Raw genomic sequence first — 16,187 nt, forward strand, 5'->3', positions numbered from 1 at the left:
AGAGGAATTATAGAAAGGAGCGAAGAAATATGAGTCGAGGTCAGCATTATAATCATAAGAAAAAAGGGCACCCTGGAAACCTTCCTAAAAATAGTGTAACCGAAGGAAAAGATCATATCCAATATGGTAAACCGATTGAAAATATTATTCCGGAAGAAGCATTTAAAAATCGAGTGAATGAAGAGTAGCCCGTTCTATTTTCACAGGGAACATCAGAAATCGCAAAAAGCTTGAGGAAATTTCACTCAAGCTTTTTAAACATTTTTCAAATAAAAAATTCACGAATTTATGCTTCCAATTTCAGTAACAGCTGCTGCTACCATCGGAATCCAGCTCATCCTTATTCTTATGTCCCTTTAAAAAAAGTCTCTATATTCTTCTACATGCATTTGTTGTAAAGCATGCTTTTGAACTTCTCCAATTGAAGTACGAGGAAATTCATCAATAATTTCAATAATATCTGGAACTTTAAATTTAGCTAATCGTAAACGGCAGTAGTGCATAAGCTCTTCTTTTAATACCTCATGATTCTGCTGCAAAACAACATAGGCTTTCATCCCTTCATCACGAATCTTATCAGGAATACCAACTACTGCAGCTTCATATACACTTGGATGTTCTTCAATAACACTTTCTACCTCGCTTGCAGAAACATTTTGTCCAGAACGTTTAATCATGTCTTTTTCCTCCTTCATATAGTTTCACCTTCACTAAATAAAGTGCTTATATTTTTAAACTAAGCCTCTTTAATAAACTGAAAATTCCAAAAATAAGTCCTTTAAACTATTTTAATTCACATATAAATAACAGTCAATTTTTGGATTCCATGTATGTATCTATACTATTTCAAGAAGAAGATTAGAATAACTCGTTCTGTGTATTAAAAGTACAAATAGCTTAAAAAGACTGTCGAGAAACTCGACAGTCCTAAATTCATATAACATTCTCTTCAATTACTCACCAAACTGCCATACACTATGACTCAAATTTCCATAACGATAACTTCGATGAAGTAATGTAGCTTTTTGTTGATTATGAGCGGCCCCCATCGCATAAAAAAGCGGAATAAAGTGTTCACTTCCATACAACGGCACAGCAAGTTTTGCTGCCGGAGCTAACGAACGATACTGAAAAAGAGACTCAACATCCCAATTATTCAAATGCTCTTCCAGCCACTTGTCGAAATCGAGAGCCCATTGATCAGTTTGATTTTCTCCCGCCATATTCACCATTCCTAAATTATGTACGGTACCTCCACTCCCAATAATTAAAATATCTTTTTCTCTCAATGCAGACAGAGAGTGACCAATTTTATATTGCTCCTCTGCTGAAAGATGTGGATTAACAGACATAGAAATAACTGGTATATCAGCATCTGGATAAAGCATTCTAAGGACAACCCAAGCCCCATGATCTAATCCACGGCTTGTTTCTACTTCATAAGATATACCATGGTCCGTAAACAGTTCTTTAATTTCCTCTGAAAGCTGCTCGTTTCCTTTTGCAGGATATTTAATGCGATATAGCGCTTCAGGAAAGCCGCCGAAATCATAGATTGTTTCATATTCGCCTACTTGGCTTACCTCTTGTATCGAAGACTCCCAATGAGCTGAAAATAAAACAACGGCTTTCGGCCTTGGTAATGTACAACCTAGTTGTGTTAAAAATTGTGTATACTCATTATCCTCGATCGCTAACAACGGTGCCCCGTGAGCGATAAAAAAAGATGGGAACATATTTATTCCTCCTTATTTCCTAATTCATGATGTAACCATTGCATAAAGTCTTGATAATTTTGCTGAGATACAGTATGACCTTCTGGATAAGCATGAAAAGCTACATTTGCACCTAACTGTTTAAAATACTCATCATTCGCTTTTCCCCATTCAAATGGTAACACTTGATCAAATTCCCCATGCGAAATAAAAATAGATAACTGCTTAACAGACTGAATTGAATACTCATTCTTTACGAACTCAGGAATGTATCCACTAAGTGCCACAATCCCTTTAATGTGATCTCCAAGTGTCAAACCTAATGTCATGGAAAGAATGGCTCCTTGACTAAAGCCTAATAAGTACAACTGACTTCGATCTATCGGGTACTTGTCACAGGCATAATCAATGAAATTGGTAATACGCTTAACTGCGTCATCAAAAACAGATCGATGCGGTCTGCCAAATCCCTCAATTGTAAAAAATGCATAACCTGGCGGCTGTGTTAGATGACCTCGAATACTAAAGATATAACATGAGTTTTCCAAGCCACCCGTAAGTGACAGTAAATCTTGTTCATTACTTCCCATTCCATGCATTAAAAATAAAGCAGGATATGTTTTACCTGGCTCCACCTGTTTTGGTTTACGAAGTTCATATATTATTGACGTTTGCATAACTTTATCATTCCTTTATTATATTTTTTCTATTATATATTGTCTCATTATACTACTATTTATTTTCAACCTAATATATAAAAGTTAGTTAATTAACAAATAAAATAAAGTAACTGAATATATTTTCGAAAACCTAACCAATAAAAAAAACCATCCAATCGGCTAGTAATTGGGATGGATTCAATGGGAAATTGTACACAATTATTACATTATAAAATAGCTTGAAGTAAATGAGACTGATTTGGAATACGACTGGCCACTTCTTTTCCAATTTCAATTGAAGCTGTCGCAGCAGGTGATGGTGCATTACATACGTGAATCGTACGTTTTCCCACAATAATATGGAAGTCGTCTACCATATTCCCGTCATCTCTTAAAGCCTGGGCACGAACGCCTGCGGGTGCTGGAATTAAATCCTCTTCTTGAATTTCAGGAATCAACTCTTGCAAGCTCTTTGTAAATTGCTTTTTGCTAAAGGAGCGGACATATTCATCTAATCCTTCTTTCATGAACTTACCAGCTAACTTCCAAAAGCCTCCGTAACGAAGTACCTCAGCTAAATCTCTTGCATTAAAATCTGTTTTTTTATAGCCTTCACGTTTAAAACTAAGCACTGCATTGGGTCCAGCGTCTACTTCCCCACTAATCATCCTTGTAAAATGCACACCCAGAAACGGAAATTTAGGGTTGGGTACAGGATAAATTAAATTTTTGACAAGATATCGTTTTTCCGGCTTTAATTTATAATATTCTCCACGAAACGGTACAATTTTCATATCTGTTTTGTAGCCAGCTGACGCTGCCACGCGATCACTATGGAGACCAGCGCAGTTAATCACCATTCGCGCTTTAAATGTGCCGCGACTCGTTTCAATCGTTACATTATCCGATTCCTCATGGATTTTTTCTACTTTTGTATTAAGTTGAATCTCCCCCCCTTGTTCACGAATAATATCAGCAAATTTTTCGCTGACCTGTCGATAATTCACAATACCTGCCTGGGGAACACGAATCGCACTCAGCCCATTTACATGTGGTTCAATTTCTTTTAATTCATCGATAGAAATTTTTTGGATGTTTAATTTATTTTCCAGACCACGTTTATATAAGTTATCAAGAAGAGGTAATTCTTCCTCTTTTGTCGCAACAATCACTTTTCCACAAATATCATGTTGAATTCCATGAGTCTGGCAAAACTTCGTCATGGATTGACTTCCCTGTTTCGCAAATCTTGCTTTAAAACTTCCTGGTTGATAATAGATGCCAGAGTGAATGACACCACTATTATGACCTGTTTGATGTTCTGCTACAGCTGATTCCTTCTCAATAACCATCACCTTCGAATTTGGAAACCTCTCATAAATAGCCATTCCTGTTGATAAACCAACAATACCGCCACCTACAATTGCAAAATCATACATAGTCAATACCCCCCATTTATTCTGGCTTTGTACTATTCAACCTCTCCATATATTCAATTAAATTATTTTTTGTTCGTAAAATATGATACTCAACTGCAGCCCGTAGCTCTTTTGGGTCTCCGCGTCGTACAGCTTCGTAAATCAATCGATGTTCACGTTGCGTTTCCTTGTGATAATCGATTAACAGATTGGGTGCAATCGGTGAAATGCCAAGCGTTTCAACCATTTTATGAACCCGTAACCACGGACACCCCTTCCTAAGGGTCTCATGAAACAATGCATTCAATTGAATGTACTGATCATTTGTTTCATCGCATAATTCAATTCCTTCCATTTGCAATAGAATCTCTTCCAACTCATTTTTATCCTGTTCAGTTAAAAATGGCAATGACTTCTCAATGGCTAATCCCTCTAGCATGGCGCGAGTATCATAGATTTCTTCAATATGATCTCGCGTAATAGGCGTGACCACTGCTCCTTTATGCGGGACCATTTCAACAAGTCCTTCCATTTGTAACCGTGTTAACGCTTCTCGAATCGGCATCCGGCTGACATTTAGCCGCTCTGCCCATTCTTCCTGAATAAGCCGTTCTCCTTCTTTCAGTGTTCCTACTAAAATAGCTTGCCTCAGCTTTTTGGTTACTTCATTAACAACTGTGGACTTATCTTTCTTTTTACTTTCTAGCAAAGAAATCCACCTCGCATTAAATTGGATACATTTTACATATTATCATGTTTATTACATTGAGTAAACCTTGAAAAATACAAAAATTGGATACAAATCAATTTAAATTGGATACAATCTGTTAGAAAATACGACATTGACACTCCCCTCTTACCTATCTATTGGTAAGTTCATTAACAAGTTAAACAGCAATGTGTTAATATATTCATACAAAACTTCCTATCTTCCTTATAAAGGAGAGTGTAAAAAACAATGCATCATCATAATCCATCTATATCTGTTCGTACAGCGATATTAACGGTTAGCGATACAAGAACAAAAGAAAATGATACAAGCGGAAAAGAAATTTATAACCTTTTAACAGAGCAACACCATATCTTACATGACTATCAAATTGTAAAAGATGAATTGTCATTGATCACTTCTACCATTCAAGACTGGTGTAAAAATCCACTGATTCAGATGATTATTATTACTGGGGGAACAGGCTTTACGCCTCGCGATGTTACATATGAAGCTGTTTCCAGTCTTCTTGATAAAGAAATGCAAGGGTTTGGAGAACTGTTTCGCTCTTTAAGTTACATAGAAATCGGTCCTAAATCGATGTTCAGCAGAGCTGTGGCTGGAAGTCTAGACGGGAAAGCCATTTATGCTCTTCCTGGCTCTACAAATGCGGTTAAGCTTGCCATGAACAAGTTAATTTTACCGACATGTCAACATTTCGTGGAGGAATTAAACCGACAATGAAAATAGCAGGTGTCATTTTAGCTGGCGGTAAGTCCTCACGTTACGGTAAACCGAAAATGTTTGAAACCTATAAAGGCAAATGCTTTTATGAACATAGTATTGATGCGCTCAAAGCCCATTCTCTTTCTCCCATTGTTATTGTCACTAATGACGATCTATTTCCTTCTTTCAAACGAGATGATGTGGAGTTTATTATTGAACATGATACAAACGCTTATCAAGGCCCGTTATTCGCTATGTATCAGGCCCTATCTAGCATAGCTGATGCTGACTGGTTTTTTGTCCTATCATGTGATATTCCTTTTGTAAATGCTGCTTTTGTTGAATATATGATTCATTTAACTAAGGATAGCGAGTATGACGCCATTGTCCCTGCTCAAGCTGATCGAATCCATCCGCTTTTGGCTTTATACCATCGCCAAAGCCTCGTTACGATGAAACAATTAGTAGATCAAAATGAAAGAAAAATCCGCTTATTTCTAGACCAAATTCGTGTACACACCATCCCCTTCTCTCATGAAGATCCAGTGTTTATTAATATTAATCGTCGCGAAGATTGGCTTACATATAAGCAAGTTTCTCAACGTAGCAAGGAGGAAAAGGACAGATGAAAAAATTATCTTTCTTATTTTTCTCAATTTTGTTGTTATCGCTCGTTATGTCTGGCTGTTCGAACAACGAGCCAAGTAAACAAACACAAGAAGCCGCTAATGAAGAAGTCACATTAACAATTTCAGCAGCCGCAAGTTTACAAGACGCTTTAACTGACATAACAGCGACTTTTGAGAAAGAACACCCCGATGTAAACATTAACTATAATTTTGGAGCTTCAGGGGCTCTACAACAACAAATCTCTCAAGGAGCACCTGTGGATCTTTTTTTCTCAGCAGCTGAGGATAAATTTGATAAGCTAGTAGAAGGAGATCTAATAGAAAAAGGAATCGACCTTCTCGGAAATGAACTTGTTTTAATCGTTCCAAAAGACTTCAGTAGAGGCATCGAGTCATTCGAAGATCTTACTAAAGCTAAGAAAATTTCCATCGGTACGCCTGAAACTGTACCTGCAGGAAAGTACGCTAAAGAAACGTTGGAGCATTTAAAGATATGGACAGAGGTTGAACGGAACACCGTATATGCTAAAGATGTTCGCCAAGTACTTACATATATTGAAACGAGTAATATTGATGCCGGAATTGTTTATAAAACAGATGCATTGATTTCTCCAAAGGTTGAGATTATCGCAACAGCTAATGAAAATACTCACGCACCTATTATTTATCCAGTCGGTGTAATTAAGAACAGTTCCCATCCAAAAGAAGCCCAACTTTTCTACGAATATCTTCAAAGTGAACAATCTATAAATGTTTTTAAAAAATATGGATTTAAAGGTTTAGAGTAATTAAATGGCATCAGAATTTTGGTCACCAATCAGCCTCTCCCTTGAGGTAGCGTCTGTATCCAGTATAATAGTTGTGGTTTTAGGATTAATATGTGGGAAAGTCATGGCAAATGCTACGTTCAAAGGGAAATCTGTTGTTGAAACAGTTTTCCTTTTGCCTTTAGTATTACCTCCTACTGTTGTGGGCTTTTTGTTGATTGTGCTATTTGGAAGGAACAGTCCAGTCGGACAATTGATTGAGTGGATTTTTAAACAACCAGTTATGTTTACATGGTGGGCTGCTGTTATTGCCGCTGTTGTTGTATCCTTTCCGCTTATGTATCAATCTGCTAAGGCAGGATTTGAAGCAATTGATCAAGATATTGAGAATGCAGCTCGTGTCGATGGAGCAAATGAATATAAAATATTTCTTTTTATTTCTATTCCCCTTGCACTTAAATCGATTATTTCCGGTGCAATCTTAAGTTTTGCACGCGCACTAGGTGAATTTGGAGCCACTCTAATGTTTGCTGGAAACATCCCTGGACAAACGCAAACAACTTCTACAGCCATCTATATCGCTATTGATTCAGGAAATATGGAAATGGCTTGGTTATGGGTCACAAGCATGGTTGTGATTTCATTTTTTATGTTAATCTGCGTGCGCTTAGTGAAACCTTAATCAGAAAATATAGGAGATGTCGCCTCTGATGGCTGAATTAAAATTAGTCAATGTTTATAAAATGTACGACCAGACCGTAACAGCTGTAGAAAATTTTAATCTGCATGTGAAAGATAAGGAGTTCATCGTTTTTGTTGGCCCTTCCGGTTGTGGAAAATCAACAACGCTTCGTATGATTGCCGGCCTGGAAGAACTATCACAAGGTGATTTTTATATCGATGAAAAGAAAGTAAATGATGTGCCATCTAAAGATCGTGATATCGCAATGGTTTTTCAAAACTATGCCTTATATCCGCATATGTCTGTATATGACAATATAGCGTTTGGTCTGAAGCTTCGTAAACTTCCTAAAAACGAAATCAATCGTCGGGTAAACGAAGTAGCTGCCATACTCGGAATTCAATCCTGTCTAAATCGTAAACCTAAAGCTTTATCCGGAGGTCAGCGTCAGCGTGTGGCTTTAGGACGTGCGATTGTCCGTGACGCAAAGGTGTTCTTGATGGATGAACCTTTATCAAACCTTGATGCGAAGCTCCGTGTACAAATGCGTACAGAGATTATTAAACTCCATCAGCGTTTACAGACAACTACCATTTATGTCACGCATGATCAGACGGAAGCGATGACAATGGCTACTCGCCTTGTTGTGATGAAAGATGGCAGGATTCAACAGGTTGGAGTTCCAAAAGACGTCTACGAAAAGCCTGAAAATATGTTTGTAGGCGGTTTTATCGGTTCACCAGCCATGAATTTCTTAAATGGAAAGCTGGAAGAAGGCAAATTTATCATTGGCAATACACAAGTAACCGTTCCAGAACACAAAATGAACATGCTGCGTGACCAAGGGTATGTTGGAAAAGAGATTATTCTTGGTATTAGACCGGAAGATATTCATCATGAATCTACGTTTACCAACGCTGCAAAAGGGACTGCAATCCATACCAAAGTGGAAGTCTCTGAATTCACAGGCGCCGAAACGATTATCTATTTTCAGATTGAAGGGCAAAATTTTGCAGCTCGTGTCCATTCACATATAAGCATTTCCTCTGGACAAATATGTAATCTTGTATTCGATATGGATAAAGCCCATTTCTTTGATTGTCATACAGAATTAAGAATTCGTTTCAATCATGATTTTACGATATAATGCGTAAGCCCCTTCTATACTTCATCTTGTATACACCTGTAGCTGCTCTGTTATTTCGTCTTCCACAATTGGATACTTTTATATCCTTTATCTTAATAATCATAGACGATAATGACAGCTTTTAACGCGTCTGCTGTATAATATAATGACATAGTCAGATAAGTAGATGAAATTGAAGCATTTTGGCGTATAATTTTATTAATATAAGAACCTGAAATATCGCACAGTAGGAAGAGGTGATCAATAAAATGGAATCGACAACGGAACAAATGAGGTATAAAAAAGTATTTTTAAAATATATGGTAGAGCAACAATCTTTGTTTTTAAATGAATGGTATGAGACCAAAATAATGGATGAAAACGACCTCTACAAAGAAAAGATAAAAGAAAACGGAATTATGTTGTATTCATTCATCCTGAATGCCATTAAAGGCTCTTTGTCCGACGACGAGCTGAAGCAATTGGCTTATGAGGTTGCAAATGAACGTATTGAAGCAAATATTAATATTGGTGATTTTATATACAATATTAACTTAGGAAGAAATATCATTGTCAGGAATGTTTTTGGAGCAAATATCCCCTTAAATGATATACAACTGATAATCAATGACATCATCAATCTATTCGATACATTTAGCTTCCATGCCGTGACAAGATATACACATCTAAAAAATAAAGTGATAGAAGAAAAGAACACTTTCATAAGTGAAAATCACAGAGATAAATTGGCAGTACTAGGACAAATATCATCTAGTTTTGTTCACGAATTCAGAAACCCCCTAACCGCAGTTATGGGCTTTAATAAACTCTTGAAAAAGGAAAATCCCCATCTGAAATATCTGGATATCATGGATTATGAACTAAATCAGCTGAATTTCAGGATAACGCAATTCCTTCACACTTCCAAAGCTGATTTTAACGAGGGAAAAAGGGAAAAATTTTTCATCCGGGACCTATTTGATGAAATTCAACAACTAACTTATGCAAGTATAGTCGACGAAAGCATAAATGTAGATATAGAAATCCCCCCTGACTTTTCTATAATAGCGAGCAGAGATGCGCTAAAACAAGTATTACTAAACCTTTTTATAAATTCCATTGATGCATTAAAGCATAAAGATCAGCCTAGAACTTTGAAAGTACATTCTTTCACCACTTCGAATGAACAGATAATTAGCATATCAAACAACGGACCCTCCATTGCAAGTGAATACATCGAATCGATTTTTGAGCCTTTTTTCACAACGAAAGAATTAGGAACAGGCATCGGCTTGTACGTTTGTAAGAAGATTATAGAATGTTATGATGGTTATATAAATTGTGTCTCTAATGATGATTTAACAACATTCAATATACATTTTCCAAATAGTTGAATGTTTGTTGACTAACTGTCCAAAGGAGTGAAAATCATGTCTTATTTAAAAAGCATAGATTGGTTGAAGAATCTAATGGATCAACAGATAATTGATTTTGTAATCGTGGATGTCCGATTTAGCTTAGGTGATCCAAATGCAGGAAGAAAATCTTATCTGAACGGGCATATCCCAGGCGCAGTTTATTTGGATTTGGATCAAGATTTATCTAGCGTAGTAGGCAAACACGGCGGGAGGCACCCATTACCCAATATAGATGAACTATGTATTAAATTAGGAGAGATAGGGATTGATCAATCCACTTATGTGATTATTTATGATGATCAAGATGGGATGTTTGCCGCTCGTTTATGGTGGCAATTGCGTTATCTAGGCCATACAAATACATACATCTTAAATGGAGGTTACTCTAAATGGGTGCAAGCTGGATTGGATCAAACAACAGACATTCCGCAATATGAGAAAAGAACATTTCATCCCGCTTTGCTTTCAGATGAGATCATGTATATGGAAGATGTGAAAAACAGACTTCACCATGAAAATGTTCTTTTAATCGACTCACGAGAAAGAACGAGATACCTTGGGGAAGAAGAACCGATAGATAAAAAAGCGGGGCATATTCCTGGTGCCATCAACTATTTCTGGAAAGAGGTCATTACTGAATCCGGAGAATGGAAGACAAAGAATGATTTGCAGAAGTACTTTTCTTCTGTACCCAAAGAAAAAGAAATTATCGTGTATTGCGGTTCTGGCGTTTCTGCCTGTCCTAATATCTTGGCATTACATGAGGCTGGCTATCAAAATGTAAAACTGTATGCTGGTAGCTGGAGTGACTGGATTAGCTATCCTGAAAATGCAATCGCTTTGGGAGAAGAATAAACCTTATAATGAAGGACGGTAGAGTTAAAGAAGAACCTACCGTTTTTATGTGCGAAAATAGCTTTATTCAATAGGAAATCGGTACGTCTTTACAATAATCCCATTATCGGCGGGTTGAAAATTGAACTCTAGTTAACCGTTCAAAACCAATCTATTCATATAAGCGGAGGTTCCCTCTTCATAAAGTCAACGGGATGTAAATCAATACGCTGTACGTCTCTTGATTTGGCTCGACGAATGATGCTGAAATATTAAATAGGATCTATATAAAAGTAACAGACAGTTCATGAACTGTCTGTTGCTTTTATATCATAGAACTACTTGTTAGCTAGTCAGCTAGGAGGCAACCGATAGAGTCAATAAACAACCACTCAAGCCTTGATCCTAGATTTTATCGAACTTTAAAATATGAGAGCTGAAACTTGAACGCATAAGAACTTTAATTTCTGAGCTTTATATCTTGAGTTTTGATTGTTGAACTTTTATTCATCTAGTATCAACTATTTGATATCATCTCATGATAAAAGATGGCGACTGTTACGCCATAGCCGCCCGTGCGTGTTTAAGTTTTATCAGTTTTCGACTAACTAATAGTATTTTCTTTTTATTCTACATGAATTTTTGTGATTGTGTTACTTTCAGAAAGAACAAAATCACACTCTGTTTCGAAGTCTTCAATTTTTCTTGTTAATTCTTCGATTTTCTCTTTTAGATTAAGAGAATCTATCAACTTTGCTTCATTGTCTGCTTTAAACGCTTTTGTAATTTCTTCATTTTCCATCGCTTTCGCCTTTCCATCTTTTCCGTAAAGCGCCTCGAGTTGACGATCCAAGCGATGTTTAACCTCTTCATTTACTTCATCGACATAATCAACTAGTTTCGTATATGTATTTTTCAATTTCGCCAATAACGTTTTCTCATATTCAATCGATGTTTTCCGTTCAATAACTTCCGCCACCGTCATCGTTATACCAGCTACTTCAACAGTCGTTGTTGCATTTGATACAACAATCGCTGATTTAATCTTATTTCGTCTTTTAATTAAATCTTGAACAGACTGATAATCCGCTTTTGCCCGTTTTTCGACTTCCTCGACACTGTTGAATCCAGTCATCACTTTTTTCCCAACCATGTAGCCGCCAAACGTCGAATCATGAATGGTACGTTGAATTCTTTTATCTAACAGTTTTAATTCTGATAAAGCACGAGTAATAGTAATTTCCAAAATGAACTCCTCCTCGTTATGTACATCATATCGGCAATGTAAAGCCATTGACACTAGTCTATCATATTTAAAGAATAAGATGAGAATTTTAGAAACACACAACTTTAGGTCTATATCAATCAAAATCCCATAAGGGTACTTCTTCTCATTATCGAATATCAAAACAAGGAACAAAGCATCATTATTACAAAAATGCTACATTTTACCATAACATTTAAAACCTCAAATGATAGAATTATCCATATTCTATTTATTCAAGGAGGTCTATTATGCGTCAAATAAAGGGAATGATTGGTGTATTAAGTTTTTTATGTATGTTCAGTTTTTTTATTACTACTGCAGAAGCAGCTAAAATAGAAGCTGAGCCAAATAATGTGAGGGAAAAAGCAACAAGTATTAAGCTATTAGAAGAAGTGGAAGGAAGCATTACAAATAATAGTGATGTAGATTTTTATCGAGTTAGTTTATCCACTAAAGGTACGTTCCGAGTACATTCTATTCTAGGAAATGAATTTGATACAAATCGAAATTATTATGAATCTTACAAACTGCGTCTATATAACGCCAGCGGCCAACTAATTCAAACAAGTACCGCTTATGGTGCCTATCTTGAAAACGAGCTATTCTACTTCCAAAAAATCGAAGCGGCCCTAGAAAAAGGTACGTATTATATCGCTGTACAAGTTACAAACAATCAGTTTACTTTCAACAATGAACCTTACCTTCTATTGCAAGAATTTAATGATGGTAAGGTAAGCATTACATCATTAAAATCAAATGTTGTTTCACCACAACCAACAAACAAGACAATCAAATGGACAGCAAAAGCAAAGGGAGTAGATTTGCAATATAAATTCAGTGTATATTCTAATAAAAAATGGACTACACTACAAAATTACTCTTCTAAAAGCTCGGTAAACTGGACACCAAATAAAGCTGGAAAGTATAAGGTTAAAGTAACTGTACGCAATACTGTTTCCGGAAAAACCGTATCAAAGGAAAGCAGTTACACTGTTTTCAAACCATCTGATTTTTCCATAGTCTCATTTACAGCCAATAAAAAATCTCCACAAATCCAAGGAACTACCATTACCTATACTGTAAAAACGAAAGGTTCGTATCTGGAGTACCGTTACCGTGTATACGAAAAAGGCAAATGGTATACAGCAAAAAATTATTCTAGTAAGAAAAGCTACTCTGCTTTCCCATACTATACAGGAACATATAAAGTAGCTGTTGATGTCCGTCAAAAAGGAACAAACAAAGTAAAAACCAAAATCATTACACTAACTATTAAAGAAGCTCCAGCTTATAGAATGAATTTAAATTATGATTACTCAAAGAATTCAGCATCATTCTTCATAGACAATAACGGAAGTAAGACATTAACAGTGAACAAAATTCAACTTTACAATGGGAATAAAGTAATTTACTCTTACAGTCCTAAAAATTGGACTGTAAAGGTACAGGGTTCTAAAACGTTTACATTTAAACCAAAAAACAGATTAGCAACATTTAATAGTTCAACATATTCCAAAATCACCTACACATATGACGGAATCAAGCATACAGGGAAATTATATTAGTTGATATTTAAATGGTTTATACAGCAACTAACTACTAGGCAGTCCATTAATTGAGGACTGTCTTCTACTTTTTTCATCATAGAATGACTTGTCAATTCAGAGACAATAATTAAAGCAAATCCTATCAAAAAAGGAATCGAGCAGTTCATAATCACTCTCGATTCCCCTAAACAATATCCTTCACTATTCCTTAACCACCACTGACTGGAGGAATGAATGCAACCGTATCTTGATCCTTTAGCGTTTCATCCTCTGTCACGAAGCTTTCATTAACAGCGACCATCACTTGCTGAAGCGAAGAAAGCTGATATTCCGTTTGAAGATACTCTTTTAATTGTGAAACGGTAATATCTTGTTTCTCTACTTGCAGCTGGTCCATTCCAACTTCTTCACGTATTCCTGCAAAAAATAAAACCGTGATCACATCGATTCCCCCTTACTTGGTTTTCCTTCAGGATATTCAACCGTCTCTAGCTGATCTCCTATCCACTTCGTTCCATCTTCCCAAAACTCTTTTTTCCAAATAGGGACAATTTGTTTAATCCGTTCAATGGCATACTCATTTGCTTCATATGCCGTTTTTCGATGCGGGGAGGAGACCGCAATAACTACAGCAACTTCTGTTATATCTAATTTACCTACACGATGAGTAATAGCTGTTAAGGCATCTGGCCATCTTTGCTGAATTTCATCTCCAATTTGACTAAGCATTTTAACAGCCATTGGTTCATACGCTTGATATTCAAGAGATAATGTCTTTTTCCCTTTTGTAAATTCTCTAACCGTCCCAATAAAAGTCGTAATCGCACCTGCCTCTCTTCGGGAAACCTTGCTGATTAATGCTTCTACCGAAATGGGACTATGCGTAATTTCAAATAACTCCATCCTTATTCACCACTTCCATTATGAAATCTATATATAAGTGATCTTCATTTAATTGAAACACTTTATAGTTCTGAACTAGTTTTTGATCTACCTGCACATGGCTAATGATGCACTGTACATTCGTTAAAGAATCCAGAATGGAAAGGTCCTGTTCATCTCGAATCAAGGCTACTTTCGGATAACTTTCCCTTTTATATCCTTCAACGAAGATGACATCTATTGAAAAAAATTGGTAAAATTGCAACATTTCATCCAGACTCAAATCATCCATCTTAGCGCGCAGCTGTAAGGTGCCTCCCCCTTCTACACTAGACACAACAGCTCCTGCCTCATAATGACGGATACTATCTTTATCTTTAGACGGTGATTCATAAGAGGGTGCTCCGCCATGCCCATGATGCTTAATGGATGCTGCTCTTAATCCAACTTGTGCGGCTCTACTAATTAATTTTTCCATCAATGTCGTCTTACCGCTATTTTGATACCCTACGACCTGTAAGATGGGACAATATTTTCCCAAGGCCACTCACTTCCTTGAACATCTTCTAATAAGAGAACATCAACCATCATTCCTTGTTTATATCCTCGTGTTCCTCCAGGAAGAACAATGAAAACATCCGCTGCCGCTAAAGAGGAAACAGCACTAGATTTATTGAAGCCAGAAGGAGAAGCGATCATCTTACCTTCCTCAAAAGAAATGTGTCCTCTAATAAAACGAGTAAACGGATTTGGTTTAGAAAAATCCTCTCCTAACCACGCACTTTCTCTTTTCAAATGGGGCTTGTCGTTAAATAAATACGTACGAATAATAGGTCGTACCAATAATTCAAAACCCACATAGCAAGCAGAAGGATTACCAGACAACCCAAATAGAAGCTTGCCATTTAACTCCGCAACCGTTGTGACACTCCCTGGTCTCATGGCTATTTTATTAAACAGAACGGACGCGCCTAATTTCTCATAAATCGCTGGTAAATAATCATAATCACCGACGGAAACACCGCCCGTTGTAATTAATATGTCTACTTCTGATAATGCTTGTTTAACAGCTAGTAAACATTGATCCAAATCATCACTTAGCTTGCCAAAATACTTAACCTTTCCACCCGCTCTTTCAATTTGAGCCAAAATCATATATGCATTGCTATTGCGGATTTTTCCAGGTTCAAGCGGTTCCTCTACTTCAAGAAGTTCACTTCCAGTTGCAATTACTCCAACAATCGGCTTTTTAGCAACAGGCACCTCTTTGTATCCAAAAGTTGCAAGCAATGCTGAAACTCCAGGATTGATATATGTACCTTTTTGTACTAAAACCGTGCCCTTTTGTGTATCCTCACCTTGAAAGGAGATATTATCACCCTTTTTATAAGAGCGTTTAATTTCAATGAACTTTTGATCATTGTCTGTATATTCTCGCGTTAATTCCAGCATGACAACAGCATTGCATCCTTCAGGAATTTGCGCTCCCGTCATAATTCGAACAGCTTCAAACGCTTGAACAGTTCCATCAAAGACAGAACCCGCACCAATTTCCCCTACTACCTTTAATGATAAAGGATGATCGGAAGAAGCAGATTTTGTATCTTCTGCTCTAATAGCAAATCCATCATACGGTGATCGATCAAAGGAAGGTACATCATGATCGGCTTTTAGATCTTGTGCTAAAAAACGACCGTAAGCTTGTTCAATCGCTACAGTTTCTATTACTCCACTTTTGGAAAATTCCATTACTTTCCGAACACAATTCTCTACTGAAATAGGGGTTCGTTTCTCTACCATAACGCTCG

General features: G+C 36.7%; 19 protein-coding genes. 9 read left to right on the top strand and 10 right to left on the bottom strand.

Annotated elements, in window-relative coordinates; translation table 11 throughout:
• Window positions 1–29 precede the first annotated feature (29 nt).
• Window positions 30–188 carry a hypothetical protein gene (locus BAOM_RS24645; protein WP_164853298.1) on the top strand — a complete coding sequence of 53 codons (159 nt, stop codon included), beginning with the start codon at window positions 30–32 and terminating at the stop codon, window positions 186–188.
• A 168-nt stretch (window positions 189–356) separates the two neighbouring features.
• On the opposite strand, the gene BAOM_RS20030 is transcribed toward BAOM_RS24645, so the two are convergent.
• The 5 genes from BAOM_RS20030 to BAOM_RS20050 form a co-directional block, all read right to left on the bottom strand.
• Window positions 357–677 carry an AMP-binding enzyme gene (locus BAOM_RS20030; protein WP_252282635.1) on the bottom strand — a complete coding sequence of 107 codons (321 nt, stop codon included), beginning with the start codon at window positions 675–677 and terminating at the stop codon, window positions 357–359.
• A 276-nt stretch (window positions 678–953) separates the two neighbouring features.
• On the bottom strand, window positions 954–1,736 hold the full coding sequence (locus BAOM_RS20035; protein WP_127761782.1) for a dioxygenase family protein: 783 nt from the start codon (window positions 1,734–1,736) through the stop codon (window positions 954–956).
• A gap of 2 nt (window positions 1,737–1,738) precedes the next feature.
• Window positions 1,739–2,392, bottom strand: coding sequence for an alpha/beta hydrolase (locus BAOM_RS20040; protein WP_127761783.1), 654 nt, complete (start codon window positions 2,390–2,392; stop codon window positions 1,739–1,741).
• A 209-nt stretch (window positions 2,393–2,601) separates the two neighbouring features.
• The gene (gene lhgO, locus BAOM_RS20045; RefSeq protein WP_127761784.1) at window positions 2,602–3,813 is read right to left on the bottom strand and encodes an L-2-hydroxyglutarate oxidase; all 1,212 of its coding nucleotides are present in this window, start codon (window positions 3,811–3,813) and stop codon (window positions 2,602–2,604) included.
• A 16-nt stretch (window positions 3,814–3,829) separates the two neighbouring features.
• Window positions 3,830–4,501 (bottom strand): GntR family transcriptional regulator, encoded by a 672-nt coding sequence (locus BAOM_RS20050; RefSeq protein WP_127761785.1) that lies wholly within the window; start codon window positions 4,499–4,501, stop codon window positions 3,830–3,832.
• A 249-nt stretch (window positions 4,502–4,750) separates the two neighbouring features.
• Here BAOM_RS20050 and BAOM_RS20055 point away from each other — a divergent pair, with 249 nt between their 5' ends.
• The 7 genes from BAOM_RS20055 (at window position 4,751) to BAOM_RS20085 (ending at window position 10,704) form a co-directional block, all read left to right on the top strand.
• Window positions 4,751–5,245: a MogA/MoaB family molybdenum cofactor biosynthesis protein gene (locus BAOM_RS20055; RefSeq protein WP_127761786.1), complete on the top strand. Its 495-nt coding sequence runs from the start codon at window positions 4,751–4,753 to the stop codon at window positions 5,243–5,245.
• The gene (gene mobA / locus BAOM_RS20060; RefSeq protein WP_127761787.1) at window positions 5,242–5,856 is read left to right on the top strand and encodes a molybdenum cofactor guanylyltransferase; all 615 of its coding nucleotides are present in this window, start codon (window positions 5,242–5,244) and stop codon (window positions 5,854–5,856) included. Before BAOM_RS20055 ends, mobA begins: the two co-directional genes overlap by 4 nt.
• Window positions 5,853–6,644: a molybdate ABC transporter substrate-binding protein gene (gene modA, locus BAOM_RS20065; protein WP_127761788.1), complete on the top strand. Its 792-nt coding sequence runs from the start codon at window positions 5,853–5,855 to the stop codon at window positions 6,642–6,644. Before mobA ends, modA begins: the two co-directional genes overlap by 4 nt.
• Before the next feature lie 4 nt (window positions 6,645–6,648).
• Window positions 6,649–7,305 carry a molybdate ABC transporter permease subunit gene (gene modB / locus BAOM_RS20070; protein WP_127761789.1) on the top strand — a complete coding sequence of 219 codons (657 nt, stop codon included), beginning with the start codon at window positions 6,649–6,651 and terminating at the stop codon, window positions 7,303–7,305.
• A gap of 28 nt (window positions 7,306–7,333) precedes the next feature.
• Window positions 7,334–8,452, top strand: a complete 1,119-nt coding sequence (locus BAOM_RS20075; RefSeq protein ID WP_127761790.1) for an ABC transporter ATP-binding protein — start codon at window positions 7,334–7,336, stop codon at window positions 8,450–8,452.
• A gap of 248 nt (window positions 8,453–8,700) precedes the next feature.
• On the top strand, window positions 8,701–9,825 hold the full coding sequence (locus BAOM_RS20080; RefSeq protein WP_127761791.1) for a histidine kinase N-terminal domain-containing protein: 1,125 nt from the start codon (window positions 8,701–8,703) through the stop codon (window positions 9,823–9,825).
• A gap of 36 nt (window positions 9,826–9,861) precedes the next feature.
• Entirely contained in the window at window positions 9,862–10,704 is an 843-nt protein-coding gene (locus BAOM_RS20085; RefSeq protein ID WP_127761792.1) for a sulfurtransferase, read from the top strand.
• A 604-nt stretch (window positions 10,705–11,308) separates the two neighbouring features.
• Here BAOM_RS20085 and BAOM_RS20090 read toward each other — a convergent pair.
• Window positions 11,309–11,929: a hypothetical protein gene (locus BAOM_RS20090; RefSeq protein WP_127761793.1), complete on the bottom strand. Its 621-nt coding sequence runs from the start codon at window positions 11,927–11,929 to the stop codon at window positions 11,309–11,311.
• Window positions 11,930–12,198: 269 nt separating this feature from the next.
• On the opposite strand from BAOM_RS20090, the gene BAOM_RS20095 reads away from it, so the two are divergent.
• Window positions 12,199–13,515: a triple tyrosine motif-containing protein gene (locus BAOM_RS20095; RefSeq protein ID WP_127761794.1), complete on the top strand. Its 1,317-nt coding sequence runs from the start codon at window positions 12,199–12,201 to the stop codon at window positions 13,513–13,515.
• Window positions 13,516–13,705: 190 nt separating this feature from the next.
• Here the strand turns inward: BAOM_RS20095 and moaD are convergent, their stop codons facing one another.
• The 4 genes from moaD to BAOM_RS20115 are packed head-to-tail and all read right to left on the bottom strand — an operon-like array spanning window position 13,706 to window position 16,179.
• The gene (gene moaD, locus BAOM_RS20100) at window positions 13,706–13,939 is read right to left on the bottom strand and encodes a molybdopterin converting factor subunit 1 (protein ID WP_127761795.1); all 234 of its coding nucleotides are present in this window, start codon (window positions 13,937–13,939) and stop codon (window positions 13,706–13,708) included.
• Entirely contained in the window at window positions 13,936–14,406 is a 471-nt protein-coding gene (locus BAOM_RS20105) for a molybdenum cofactor biosynthesis protein MoaE (protein WP_127761796.1), read from the bottom strand. The genes moaD and BAOM_RS20105 overlap by 4 nt, the downstream gene beginning before the upstream one ends.
• Entirely contained in the window at window positions 14,387–14,926 is a 540-nt protein-coding gene (gene mobB / locus BAOM_RS20110; RefSeq protein ID WP_127761797.1) for a molybdopterin-guanine dinucleotide biosynthesis protein B, read from the bottom strand. The genes BAOM_RS20105 and mobB overlap by 20 nt, the downstream gene beginning before the upstream one ends.
• Window positions 14,887–16,179, bottom strand: a complete 1,293-nt coding sequence (locus BAOM_RS20115; protein WP_127761798.1) for a molybdopterin molybdotransferase MoeA — start codon at window positions 16,177–16,179, stop codon at window positions 14,887–14,889. Before BAOM_RS20115 ends, mobB begins: the two co-directional genes overlap by 40 nt.
• Window positions 16,180–16,187 lie beyond the last annotated feature (8 nt).

This window comes from Peribacillus asahii, from assembly GCF_004006295.1.
Lineage (GTDB): Bacteria > Bacillota > Bacilli > Bacillales > DSM-1321 > Peribacillus > Peribacillus asahii_A.

Excerpts from the sequence above, each read along its gene's own strand:
- BAOM_RS20040 (WP_127761783.1), bottom strand. The coding sequence starts at position 2,392 with ATGCAAACGTCAATAATATATGAACTTCGTAAACCAAAACAGGTGGAG.
- BAOM_RS20075 (WP_127761790.1), top strand. The coding sequence starts at position 7,334 with ATGGCTGAATTAAAATTAGTCAATGTTTATAAAATGTACGACCAGACC.
- BAOM_RS20035 (WP_127761782.1), bottom strand. The coding sequence starts at position 1,736 with ATGTTCCCATCTTTTTTTATCGCTCACGGGGCACCGTTGTTAGCGATC.
- BAOM_RS24645 (WP_164853298.1), top strand. The coding sequence starts at position 30 with ATGAGTCGAGGTCAGCATTATAATCATAAGAAAAAAGGGCACCCTGGA.
- lhgO (WP_127761784.1), bottom strand. The coding sequence starts at position 3,813 with ATGTATGATTTTGCAATTGTAGGTGGCGGTATTGTTGGTTTATCAACA.
- BAOM_RS20055 (WP_127761786.1), top strand. The coding sequence starts at position 4,751 with ATGCATCATCATAATCCATCTATATCTGTTCGTACAGCGATATTAACG.
- BAOM_RS20030 (WP_252282635.1), bottom strand. The coding sequence starts at position 677 with ATGATTAAACGTTCTGGACAAAATGTTTCTGCAAGCGAGGTAGAAAGT.
- modA (WP_127761788.1), top strand. The coding sequence starts at position 5,853 with ATGAAAAAATTATCTTTCTTATTTTTCTCAATTTTGTTGTTATCGCTC.
- BAOM_RS20080 (WP_127761791.1), top strand. The coding sequence starts at position 8,701 with ATGGAATCGACAACGGAACAAATGAGGTATAAAAAAGTATTTTTAAAA.
- BAOM_RS20085 (WP_127761792.1), top strand. The coding sequence starts at position 9,862 with ATGTCTTATTTAAAAAGCATAGATTGGTTGAAGAATCTAATGGATCAA.
- modB (WP_127761789.1), top strand. The coding sequence starts at position 6,649 with ATGGCATCAGAATTTTGGTCACCAATCAGCCTCTCCCTTGAGGTAGCG.
- BAOM_RS20115 (WP_127761798.1), bottom strand. The coding sequence starts at position 16,179 with ATGGTAGAGAAACGAACCCCTATTTCAGTAGAGAATTGTGTTCGGAAA.
- BAOM_RS20095 (WP_127761794.1), top strand. The coding sequence starts at position 12,199 with ATGCGTCAAATAAAGGGAATGATTGGTGTATTAAGTTTTTTATGTATG.
- mobA (WP_127761787.1), top strand. The coding sequence starts at position 5,242 with ATGAAAATAGCAGGTGTCATTTTAGCTGGCGGTAAGTCCTCACGTTAC.